The following is an 11365-nucleotide window of genomic DNA, read 5'->3' as shown; positions in this document are numbered from 1 at the left end:
GTGGCCCAGATCCATAAAAACGGCCAGATGACGTGCAGCGTAAAAAGGCTCACCCAGCCCGCGACGTGAATCGCATCGGCATGCGGGTGATTACGTTTCTTCGCGATCAGGTAAGGAATATCATGGAGAATGATGATTCCATAAAAAATCACCAGAAATACAAAGATCAGAACGCCGAGCGCAAAATAATTGAGAAACATAATTTCCTCGGATTTACGCTAATTATTTTCAGGATGTGTGCCGGGCCGGATGAAAAAAGGGCCGACAAAATGAGCATAATTCACCCGTATCATTTTCGCCATTGACGACTAAAATGTTCTTTAAGCGATTGCGTTGCTGAGTGACGTATCAGCAAGCGGAACGCGGCATAACCTGCGCGAGATCACACCGGGCTAAATCCCGGTGAAAATATTTTGTGATGAACATCACAAACAAATAACAAAACGTCAAAGTAAATTTGTGATTTTCATCACATAAAAATGCATTATCCCCCCTTAAAACCCGGTCTGTTGTTTTTTTACACATCCATTTTGTGATTCAGATCACTACAAAAGACCATCATCGCCCTATATTCATGTGATCCAAATCACATAAAAATCCACCGACTGGACAGCTTAACGATTCAGTGCCAGATTTCGCACTATCACTCAGGGCCCGGCTACCTCTGCCGCCTTATTAACAACAAGCCTCGGGCTTTCAGCCTGCCGATAGCAAAAACAGAAGAAGGGGTGTTTTATGTCATCCGATATCAAGATCAAAGTGCAAAGCTTTGGTCGTTTCCTCAGCAATATGGTGATGCCAAATATCGGCGCGTTTATCGCGTGGGGTATTATCACCGCACTATTCATTCCGACAGGATGGTTACCGAACGAAACGCTGGCGAAGCTGGTCGGTCCGATGATCACCTATCTGCTGCCGCTGCTGATCGGTTATACCGGCGGTAAGCTGGTTGGCGGCGAGCGCGGCGGCGTGGTCGGCGCGATTACCACCATGGGCGTTATCGTCGGCGCGGATATGCCGATGTTCCTCGGTTCCATGATCGCCGGCCCGCTGGGCGGCTGGGCAATTAAAAAATTCGACGTGTGGGTAGACGGTAAGATCAAGTCCGGTTTTGAGATGCTGGTGAATAACTTCTCCGCGGGCATCATCGGTATGATCCTCGCCATTCTGGCGTTCCTCGGCATTGGCCCGGCGGTTGAAGTCCTGTCGAAAATTCTGGCCGCAGGCGTTAACTTCATGGTGGCGCACGAGATGCTGCCGCTGGCCTCTATCTTTGTTGAACCGGCGAAAATCCTGTTCCTCAACAACGCCATTAACCACGGTATTTTCTCGCCGCTGGGTATTCAGCAATCCCACGAGCTGGGTAAATCTATTTTCTTCCTGATTGAAGCTAACCCGGGTCCGGGGATGGGCGTCCTGCTGGCGTATATGTTCTTCGGCCGCGGCAGCGCGAAACAGTCTGCAGGCGGTGCGGCAATCATCCACTTCCTCGGCGGTATTCACGAGATTTACTTCCCGTACGTGCTGATGAACCCGCGTCTGATTCTGGCCGTTATCCTCGGTGGGATGACCGGCGTATTCACCCTGACTATCCTCAACGGCGGGCTGGTCTCTCCGGCTTCTCCGGGTTCTATCCTCGCCGTGCTGGCGATGACGCCGAAAGGCGCTTACTTTGCTAACATCGCGGCGATTATTGCGGCGATGGCCGTCTCCTTCGTGGTCGCAGCCGTGCTGCTGAAAACCAGCAAAGTGAAAGAAGAAGATGATATCGAAGCCGCGACCCGTCGCATGCACGATATGAAAGCCGAATCCAAAGGCGCCGCTACTCCGCTGGCCGCTGGCGATGTCGCGAACGACCTGAGCCACGTGCGTAAAATCATCGTCGCCTGCGACGCCGGTATGGGCTCCAGCGCGATGGGCGCAGGTGTGCTGCGTAAAAAAGTGCAGGATGCCGGGCTGAGCAACATCTCCGTGACTAACAGTGCGATCAACAACCTGCCGCCGGATGTTGACCTGGTCATCACCCACCGCGACCTGACCGAGCGTGCGATGCGTCAGGTGCCTCAGGCGCAGCATATTTCGCTGACCAACTTCCTCGACAGCGGCCTGTACACCAGCCTGACCGAACGTCTGGTTTCGGCGCAGCGCCACACGGATAACGAAGAGAAAGTCCGCGACAGCCTGAAAGACAGCTTCGACGCGTCTGACACCAATCTGTTCAAACTCGGCGCGGAGAACATCTTCCTCGGTCGTAAAGCGGCGACCAAAGAAGAAGCGATTCTGTTTGCCGGCGAGCAGCTGGTGAAAGGCGGCTACGTTGAGCCGGAATACGTCCAGGCGATGCTGGATCGTGAAAAGCTGACCTCCACCTATCTGGGTGAGTCCATCGCGGTCCCGCACGGCACTATCGAAGCCAAAGATCGCGTTCTGAAAACCGGCATCGTCTTCTGCCAGTACCCGGAAGGCGTACGCTTCGGCGAAGAAGAGGACGAGGTGGCTCGCCTGGTTATCGGTATTGCCGCGCGTAATAACGAGCATATCCAGGTGATTACCAGCCTGACCAACGCGCTGGACGATGAATCGGTCATTGAGCGTCTGGCAAAAACCACCAGCGTTGAAGAAGTTCTGACGCTGCTGAAAGCGTAATCCGTCACCCGGCGGTACGCCGGGCAACGCCCCCCTCTCTCCTTACGCGTGGGGAGAGAGGGTTGGGGTGAGGGAAACGCCTGACCCCAGCCCTCTCAGGTAAAAACATTAATTGAAGGTTAATACTATGAAAGCATTACATTTTGGCGCAGGTAATATCGGTCGTGGCTTTATCGGCAAACTGCTGGCGGACGCGGGGATACAGCTGACGTTTGCGGATGTAAATCAGGTCGTGCTCGATGCCCTGAATGCCCGTCATAGCTACCAGGTTCACGTGGTCGGCGAGAATGAGCAGGTCGATACCGTTTCCGGCGTTGACGCCGTCAGCAGCATCGGCGACGAAGTTGTAGAGCTGATTGCCAGCGTGGATCTGGTGACCACCGCCGTCGGCCCGGTCGTGCTGGAACGCATCGCCCCGGCGATTGCCAAAGGTCTGGCCAAACGTAAGTCGCAGGGGATTACCGCCCCGCTGAATATCATCGCCTGCGAGAACATGGTTCGCGGCACCACCCAGCTGAAGGGTCACGTTTTTAACGCCCTCGCCGAAGAAGACAAAGCCTGGGTTGAAGCCAACGTCGGCTTCGTTGATTCCGCCGTTGACCGCATCGTTCCGCCGTCGGCTTCCGCCACTCACGATCCGCTGGAAGTCACCGTGGAAACCTTCAGCGAGTGGATTGTCGACAAGACCCAGTTCAAAGGCGAACTGCCGAACATCCCAGGTATGGAATTGACCGATAACCTGATGGCATTTGTCGAACGTAAGCTATTCACCTTAAACACCGGACATGCTATAACCGCCTACCTCGGAAAACTGGCGGGTCATCAGACGATTCGCGACGCGATTCTTGATGAGCACATTCGCGCCGTGGTCAAAGGCGCCATGGAAGAGAGCGGCGCGGTGCTGATCAAACGCTATGCCTTTGATGCGCAAAAGCACACCGCTTACATCCAGAAAATTATCGGTCGTTTTGAGAACCCGTATCTGAAGGATGACGTTGAGCGCGTTGGCCGCCAGCCGCTGCGCAAACTGAGCGCGGGCGACCGCTTAATTAAGCCGCTGCTCGGTACGCTGGAATACGGCCTGCCGCACCGGAATCTGCTGAAAGGGATCGCCGCTGCCATGCACTTCCGCAGCGAAGAAGACCCGCAGGCTCAGGAGCTGGCGGCGCTGATTGCCGAGAAAGGCCCACAGGCCGCGCTGGCGCAGATTTCGGGTCTGGACGCAGCAAGCGAGGTGGTGGCGGAAGCCGTTAACGACTATAACGCCACCAAATGAGGCAAGACCTGGCGCGGTCCGAACCGCGCCCATTACTCATGTCAGATATGCAGGCAATAATGGAAGAAACACAGGCATTTGAAAACCGTGTGCTTGAACGTCTGAATGCTGGCAAAACCGTAAGAAGCTTCCTGATCGCCACCGTTGAACTGCTGACGGAAGCGGTCAATATTCTGGTGCTTCAGGTATTCCGTAAAGACGACTACGCGGTGAAATACGCAGTGGAGCCGTTGCTGGACGGCGACGGGCCGCTTGGCGACCTTTCTGTACGCCTGAAGCTGATTTACGGCCTTGGGGTGATTAGCCGCGCCGAATATGAAGACGCTGAACTGCTGATGGCCCTGCGCGAAGAGCTGAATCACGACGGTAATGAGTATAGCTTTACCGACGATGAGATCCTCGGACCGTTTGGCGAGCTGCACTGCGTCGCCGCCCTGCCGCCCACGCCGCAATTTGATGAGAGCGACGCTGAACTGCTGGCAATGCAAAAGCTGCGCTACCAGCAGGTCGTACGTTCCACAATGATGCTATCTCTGACCGAGCTGATTTCTAAAATCAGCTTAAAAAAAGCCTTTCAAAAATCAACGCTCTGATTCTGGCTCTTGCTGGTCGCACGTCGGCCGATAAAGCTGACGATAATACTCAAGACGCCGCAGAAATAGCGCTTCTTTATCTGCCGGGATATCCGGCGGTATATGCTGCAAACGCGGAGATTTTTTTAGATATTCCATAAAAGCCTGACTTGAAGCCATAAAATCTACGGCTTTATCAATAATGCGCGGTACGCTGTCGCCTATTTTCGCCATCACGCTCTCCTCTTTTGGGGGAATGATCCTATTAAGGATTAGCCAAAAACAGGGTTTCAGATGAGGAAAACGTGCTGAATGGCCGTCAGGCTTCACAGAAATGAATATTCGCCAACTCTGGGTTAAAATGATTTTTATGTTCAATAAGTTATAATATGCCGCTGCGGCTGTTATGAGCAAAAAACGGCGACGTTTTGATAAATAACTACCCACAACCCAAGCGACAGCACATACTATAGTCTGATAACGCCCCTTTCTTAATAGATTAAGCCACCATGAAAGAAGTCGAAAAAAACGAAATTAAACGTCTGAGCGATCGTCTTGACGCTATCCACCACCAGCAGGCCGACCTGTCCCTGGTCGACGCCGCAGAAAAATACGCCGAGCTGGAAAAAGAGAAAGCCACCATTGAGACGGAACTCGTTCGCCTGCGTGAGGTTCAGGGCCAGAAGCTGAGCAAAGAAGCGCAAAAGCTGATGAGCATGCCGCATCGCCGCGCCATCACCAAAAAAGAGCAGGCCGATATGGGTAAGCTCAAGAAAAGCGTACGCGGTCTGGTTGTTGTCCACCCGATGACCGCGCTGGGCCGCGAAATGGGCCTCAAAGAGATGACCGGCTTCGCCAAAACCGCTTTCTGATATCTTCATCCCGTGAATCTCCCGGCTCGCGCTACGCTTAGCCGGGCTACGGGTTCACTGCCCTCTGCGGGCCGGTCGCCCGGACAGATGCGCAGCATCGCCTCCGGGACAGGCTCTGTTTCAGACGTCATCCCCCACTAATTGGCCCTACCAATGTTTTCTTAAATCGTCCAATGGTTCACATATCCATCATTTTTCGTCACAGACATATTGCTCATCAATAACATTTGATTAACCATTCGTTGTCGTTAATCCTACAATCGCAATTTGGCTGGGCCAATTTTACAAATGATGTGACCTGCTAAGAGCGCAAGACTCAGCACGGCATCATAACGGCCCGATGGAGACCTGCATGAACCTCTGGCAACAAAATTACGATCCGGCCGGCAACATCTGGCTATCGAGTCTTATCGCATCGCTACCGATTCTGTTTTTCTTTTTTGCCCTGATAAAGCTCAAGCTGAAAGGGTACGTTGCCGCGACCTGGACCGTGCTCATTGCGCTCTCCGTCGCTCTGCTGTTCTACAAAATGCCGGTTGACCACGCGCTGGCCTCCGTCATCTACGGCTTCTTCTACGGCCTGTGGCCAATCGCGTGGATTATTATCGCCGCGGTCTTCGTCTATAAAATCTCGGTGAAAACCGGGCAGTTCGACATTATCCGCTCATCAATTTTGTCGATTACCCCGGATCAGCGTCTGCAAATGCTGATTGTCGGTTTCTCCTTCGGCGCATTCCTCGAAGGGGCCGCCGGTTTTGGCGCGCCGGTCGCCATCACCGCAGCGCTGCTGGTGGGACTCGGCTTTAACCCGCTGTATGCGGCGGGCCTGTGTCTGATCGTTAACACCGCGCCGGTCGCGTTTGGCGCGATGGGCATTCCGATTCTGGTCGCCGGACAGGTGACGGGCCTCGACAGCTTCGAAATCGGCCAGATGGTTGGCCGCCAGTTGCCGTTCCTGACCATCATCGTCCTGTTCTGGATCATGGCGATTATGGACGGCTGGCGCGGCATTAAAGAGACCTGGCCTGCGGTCATGGTCGCCGGCGGCTCCTTTGCTATCGCTCAGTACCTCAGCTCTAACTTCCTCGGCCCGGAGCTGCCGGACATTATCTCTTCACTGGTATCGCTGGTCTGTCTGACGCTGTTCCTCAAACGCTGGCAGCCGGTACGCATCTTCCGCTTCGGCGATATGGGCGCATCGCAGGTCGATATGAACCTGGCCCGCACGCATTACACGCCGGGACAGGTGATTCGCGCCTGGTCGCCGTTCCTGTTTCTGACCGCGACGGTGACCCTGTGGAGCGTGCCGCCGTTCAAAGCGCTTTTCGCCCCCGGCGGCGCACTGTACGATTTTGTGATTAATATTTCCGTGCCGTTTCTCGACAAAATGGTGGCCCGCATGCCGCCGGTGGTCAACGAAGCCACGCCTTACGCCGCGGTCTATAAGTTTGACTGGCTCTCCGCCACCGGCACCGCCATCCTGTTCGCCGCGCTGCTTTCCATCGTCTGGCTGCGCATGAAGCCGAAAGACGCGATCTCGACCTTTGGCAGCACGCTGAAAGAGCTGGCGCTGCCGATTTACTCCATCGGCATGGTGCTGGCGTTCGCCTTTATTTCCAACTATTCCGGTCTATCCTCAACGCTGGCGCTTGCGCTGGCGCACACCGGCCATGCTTTTACCTTCTTCTCGCCGTTCCTCGGCTGGCTGGGGGTATTTCTGACCGGTTCGGATACCTCGTCTAACGCGCTGTTTGCCGCACTGCAGGCCACGGCGGCCCAGCAGATTGGCGTCTCCGATATCCTGCTGGTCGCAGCGAACACCACCGGCGGCGTGACCGGGAAAATGATCTCTCCGCAGTCTATCGCCATCGCCTGTGCGGCGGTCGGCCTGGTAGGTAAGGAGTCCGATCTGTTCCGTTTTACCGTCAAACACAGCCTGATTTTCACCTGTATGGTCGGCGTTATCACCACGCTGCAGGCGTATGTCTTAACCTGGATGATCCCGTGATAGTGATGCCAAAACGCCTTGCCGACGACGTCGCCCGTCGCGTGCGGGCGCTGATTGAAGAACAAAAGCTGGAGGCGGGCATGCGATTGCCCGCCGAACGTCAGCTGGCGGCGCAGCTGGGCGTATCGCGCAATTCGCTGCGCGAAGCGCTGGCGATGCTGGTCAACGAAGGGGTGCTGCTCAGCCGTCGCGGCGGCGGCACCTTCGTGCGCTGGCAGCACGAAGCGTGGTCGGAGCAAAACATCGTTCAACCGCTGAAGACGCTGCTCTCCGACGACCCCGATTACAGCTTTGATATTCTCGAAGCCCGTCACGCCATCGAAGCCAGTACCGCCTGGCATGCGGCGATGCGGGCAACCGATGCCGAAAAAGAGAAAATCCGCCTCTGCTTTGAAGCCACCCAAAGCGAAGACCCTGACCTGGCCTCGCAGGCCGATGTCCGCTTCCATCTGGCGATCGCCGAAGCGTCGCACAACGTGGTGCTGCTGCAAACCATGCGCGGTTTTTTTGACCTTTTACAGTCCTCAGTCAAGGAGAGCCGCCAGCGGATGTATCTCGTCCCGCCGGTCTTCGCTCGCCTGACCGAACAGCACCAGGCGGTCATGGAGGCGATTATCGCCAGTGACCCGGAAGGTGCCAGACAGGCGATGATGGCCCATTTGGGCTTTGTTCACGCCACCATCAAACGCTTTGATGAAGACCAGGCTCGCCAGGCGCGAATTACCCGCCTGCCCGGTGACCATAACGAAAATTCCAGGGAGAACTTGTGATGATTATTTCCGCCGCCAGCGACTACCGCGCCGCCGCACAGCGTATCCTGCCACCGTTCCTGTTCCACTATATCGACGGCGGCGCTTACGCCGAGCACACCCTGCGCCGCAACGTTGAGGACCTGTCCGACGTCGCGCTCCGCCAGCGCATTCTGCGCAATATGTCGGACCTGAGCCTGGAAACCACCTTATTCAACGAGAAGCTGGCGATGCCAACGGCGCTGGCGCCGGTGGGGCTGTGCGGGATGTACGCCCGCCGCGGTGAAGTGCAGGCCGCCGGCGCGGCGGATGAAAAAGGTATTCCGTTTACCCTCTCTACCGTTTCCGTCTGCCCGATTGAAGAGGTCGCCCCGACCATTAAGCGCCCGATGTGGTTCCAGCTGTACGTCCTGCGCGACCGCGGTTTTATGCGCAATGCGCTGGAGCGGGCGAAGGCGGCGGGCTGTTCAACGCTGGTCTTTACCGTCGATATGCCAACCCCCGGCGCGCGCTATCGCGATGCTCACTCCGGGATGAGCGGCCCGAACGCGGCAATGCGCCGCTACTGGCAGGCGGTGACCCATCCGCAGTGGGCATGGGACGTCGGGTTAAACGGCCGTCCGCACGATTTGGGCAACATCTCCGCCTATCTCGGCAAGCCGACCGGTCTGGAGGATTATATCGGCTGGCTGGCGAATAACTTCGATCCTTCGATTTCCTGGAAAGACCTTGAGTGGATCCGCGACTTTTGGGACGGCCCGATGGTGATCAAGGGGATCCTCGATCCGGAAGACGCCCGCGATGCGGTACGCTTCGGCGCTGACGGGATCGTGGTTTCCAACCACGGCGGCCGCCAGCTCGACGGCGTGCTCTCTTCCGCCCGCGCCCTGCCCGCGATTGCCGACGCGGTTAAAGGCGATATCACAATTCTTGCCGACAGCGGTATTCGCAACGGCCTTGATGTTGTGCGGATGATTGCCCTCGGCGCCGATAGCGTGCTGCTGGGCCGGGCTTATCTGTATGCGCTGGCCACCCACGGCAAACAGGGCGTCGCCAATCTGCTGAACCTGATCGAGAAAGAGATGAAGGTGGCGATGACGCTGACCGGCGCGAAAACTATCGGCGAAATCAGCCGTGAATCTTTAGTTCAGAATGCCGATGCGCTGCGGACCTTTGATGCGATCAAAGCAGGAAACCCGGCAGTGCCCCCTCTCCCCCAGGGAGAGGGAACCGTCCGGCAGGCGGGTTAACGCCATCGGGCTCACAGGCCGGCGCCGGTTTTCTCCCGCTCCCTTTCCGCGAGAGGGTCGGGGTGAGGGTTAACCAAATATCTGCTATTCTGCCCCCCGCAATTAAGGGGGCAGTATGCTGAACATCGTCTTATTCGAACCAGAAATCCCGCCAAATACCGGGAATATCATCCGCCTGTGCGCCAACACCGGCTTCAATCTGCATATTATCGAACCCATGGGTTTTGCCTGGGACGATAAGCGTCTTCGCCGCGCAGGTCTGGATTACCACGAGTTTGCCGCCGTCCAGCGCCATGGTGATTACGCCGCTTTTATTGAAAGCGCAAAGCCGCAGCGCCTGTTCGCCCTGACGACCAAAGGCACGCCGGCGCACAGCGCGGTATGCTATCAGGACGGCGATTTTCTGCTGTTTGGCCCGGAAACCCGCGGACTGCCGGGCAGCATTCTTGATGCGCTGCCGGCAGAACAAAAAATCCGTATTCCGATGATGCCGGACAGCCGCAGCATGAACCTGTCGAACGCGGTGTCGGTGGTGGTGTATGAAGCCTGGCGCCAGCTGGGTTATCCCGGCGCGGTGCTGCGCAGCTAGCCTGAGCGATTCCAGAATTGCGGCGCGTAGGACCTGTCCGGGCTACCGGACAGCGCTCTGTTTTGTAGCCCGGATAGATGCGCAGCATCGTCTCCGGGAAATCAATCAGATACCGTCGCCGTACTCGAAGGTATGGTGTATGCCGTTAAAGTGCTGATCCATATCCATCGCGGGCTTATCGCTCTCCGGCTTGCCCACAATGCGGGCGGGAACGCCTGCGGCGGTAGTATGCGGCGGCACCGGCTGTAGCACCACCGAACCCGCGCCGATTTTTGCCCCGCGCCCGACTTCGATATTGCCAAGGATTTTCGCCCCGGCGCCAATCATCACCCCTTCGCGAATTTTCGGATGACGATCGCCGCTGGTTTTACCGGTACCGCCAAGGGTCACGGATTGCAGAATCGATACGTCGTCTTCAATCACCGCCGTTTCGCCGACGACGATGCCGGTGGCGTGGTCCAGCATGATCCCGCGACCAATCTTCGCCGCCGGGTGGATATCCACCTGGAACGATACGGAAACCTGATTTTGCAGGAAGATCGCCAGCGCCCGACGCCCCTGATTCCACAGCCAGTGGCCGATGCGATAGGCCTGCAGCGCGTGAAATCCTTTCAGATAGAGCAGCGGGGTGGAGTATTTATCCACCGCCGGGTCGCGCGTTCGCACCGCCTGAATATCGCAGGCGGCGGAGGCGATCATTTCCGGGTCGGCGGCGTAGGCCTCTTCCACCACTTCACGAATCGCGATGGCGGGCATGATCGGAGAAGCCAGTTTATTCGCCAGCATATAGCTCAGGGCGCTGCCGAGATTTTCGTGCTTGAGTAGCGTGGCGTGGTAAAAACTGGCGAGCATTGGCTCACAGTCAGCTAAAGCCCGAGCTTCGGCTTTAATATTATTCCAGACGATATCCAGTTCTTCACACGGCATTGCTGACTCCAGACGATATAATAATGACCGGCCAGTTCTTTGCTGGCCGGGTCATTCAGGTGATCCAGGTTCCATCGCAGTTAGTTGCTACGCTCGTCCTTGCGTGCACGACCTAATAAGGTCAATGCTGCCTCGCGCGCAATTTTTCCGCAATACAATACCTGATAAATTTCCTCGGTTATTGGCATTTCGACGCCTAAACGCTGCGCCAGAACGCGAACCTCTTTGGTATTGCGATAGCCTTCAACCACCTGGCCAATCTTCTCCTGCGCGCTTTGCACATCCATGCCCTGACCGAGCATCATGCCGAAGCGGCGGTTACGCGACTGGTTATCGGTGCAGGTGAGCACCAGATCGCCTAAGCCCGCCATCCCCATAAAGGTCTCCGGATCGGCACCCAGGGCCTCCCCGAGGCGCGACATCTCAACCAGCCCGCGGGTAATCAGCGCGGTACGCGCGTTGGCGCCAAAGCCGAT

Annotated in this window: 12 protein-coding genes; 8 read left to right on the top strand and 4 right to left on the bottom strand. The window is 56.6% G+C overall.

Going from position 1 to position 11365, the window contains the following annotated elements; genetic code table 11:
* Positions 1-200, bottom strand: a 200-nt coding sequence (locus HMPREF1144_RS12465) for a DUF3302 domain-containing protein (RefSeq protein ID WP_042927631.1), incomplete at its 3' end; no start/stop codon positions are given.
* A gap of 535 nt (positions 201-735) precedes the next feature.
* Here HMPREF1144_RS12465 and mtlA point away from each other — a divergent pair.
* From mtlA to mtlR, 3 genes are all read left to right on the top strand, one after another.
* Positions 736-2646: a PTS mannitol transporter subunit IICBA gene (mtlA, locus tag HMPREF1144_RS12460; RefSeq protein ID WP_009652925.1), complete on the top strand. Its 1911-nt coding sequence runs from the start codon at positions 736-738 to the stop codon at positions 2644-2646.
* Positions 2647-2773: 127 nt separating this feature from the next.
* Positions 2774-3922, top strand: coding sequence for a mannitol-1-phosphate 5-dehydrogenase (gene mtlD / locus HMPREF1144_RS12455; protein WP_004855448.1), 1149 nt, complete (start codon positions 2774-2776; stop codon positions 3920-3922).
* Positions 3919-4515, top strand: coding sequence for a mannitol operon repressor MtlR (mtlR, locus tag HMPREF1144_RS12450; RefSeq protein WP_014227228.1), 597 nt, complete (start codon positions 3919-3921; stop codon positions 4513-4515). Before mtlD ends, mtlR begins: the two co-directional genes overlap by 4 nt.
* Here mtlR and HMPREF1144_RS12445 read toward each other — a convergent pair.
* Positions 4504-4728 (bottom strand): hypothetical protein, encoded by a 225-nt coding sequence (locus HMPREF1144_RS12445; protein WP_004855451.1) that lies wholly within the window; start codon positions 4726-4728, stop codon positions 4504-4506. The two genes, mtlR and HMPREF1144_RS12445, sit on opposite strands and share 12 nt — an antisense overlap.
* Positions 4729-5003: 275 nt before the next feature.
* On the opposite strand from HMPREF1144_RS12445, the gene HMPREF1144_RS12440 reads away from it, so the two are divergent.
* From HMPREF1144_RS12440 to trmL, 5 genes are all read left to right on the top strand, one after another.
* Entirely contained in the window at positions 5004-5366 is a 363-nt protein-coding gene (locus tag HMPREF1144_RS12440) for a YibL family ribosome-associated protein (protein WP_004855454.1), read from the top strand.
* A gap of 352 nt (positions 5367-5718) precedes the next feature.
* The gene (lldP, locus tag HMPREF1144_RS12435) at positions 5719-7374 is read left to right on the top strand and encodes an L-lactate permease (RefSeq protein WP_004855455.1); all 1656 of its coding nucleotides are present in this window, start codon (positions 5719-5721) and stop codon (positions 7372-7374) included.
* Positions 7371-8144 (top strand): transcriptional regulator LldR, encoded by a 774-nt coding sequence (gene lldR / locus HMPREF1144_RS12430; RefSeq protein ID WP_004855458.1) that lies wholly within the window; start codon positions 7371-7373, stop codon positions 8142-8144. The genes lldP and lldR overlap by 4 nt, the downstream gene beginning before the upstream one ends.
* Positions 8144-9373, top strand: coding sequence for an FMN-dependent L-lactate dehydrogenase LldD (lldD, locus tag HMPREF1144_RS12425; protein WP_009652929.1), 1230 nt, complete (start codon positions 8144-8146; stop codon positions 9371-9373). Before lldR ends, lldD begins: the two co-directional genes overlap by 1 nt.
* Before the next feature lie 115 nt (positions 9374-9488).
* Positions 9489-9962 carry a tRNA (uridine(34)/cytosine(34)/5-carboxymethylaminomethyluridine(34)-2'-O)-methyltransferase TrmL gene (trmL, locus tag HMPREF1144_RS12420; protein ID WP_009652928.1) on the top strand — a complete coding sequence of 158 codons (474 nt, stop codon included), beginning with the start codon at positions 9489-9491 and terminating at the stop codon, positions 9960-9962.
* A 105-nt stretch (positions 9963-10067) separates the two neighbouring features.
* Here trmL and cysE read toward each other — a convergent pair whose 3' ends face one another.
* Together cysE and HMPREF1144_RS12410 are read right to left on the bottom strand one after the other, a co-directional pair.
* Positions 10068-10889: a serine O-acetyltransferase gene (gene cysE, locus HMPREF1144_RS12415; RefSeq protein WP_004106845.1), complete on the bottom strand. Its 822-nt coding sequence runs from the start codon at positions 10887-10889 to the stop codon at positions 10068-10070.
* A gap of 80 nt (positions 10890-10969) precedes the next feature.
* A partial coding sequence (locus HMPREF1144_RS12410; RefSeq protein ID WP_009652927.1) for an NAD(P)H-dependent glycerol-3-phosphate dehydrogenase occupies positions 10970-11365 on the bottom strand: 396 nt, incomplete at its 5' end.

Source organism: Klebsiella sp. OBRC7 (genome assembly GCF_000293135.1).
Taxonomy (GTDB): domain Bacteria; phylum Pseudomonadota; class Gammaproteobacteria; order Enterobacterales; family Enterobacteriaceae; genus Klebsiella; species Klebsiella michiganensis.
Note: the sequence above shows the minus strand (reverse complement) of the source record. Positions and strands in the feature narration are given on the sequence as shown.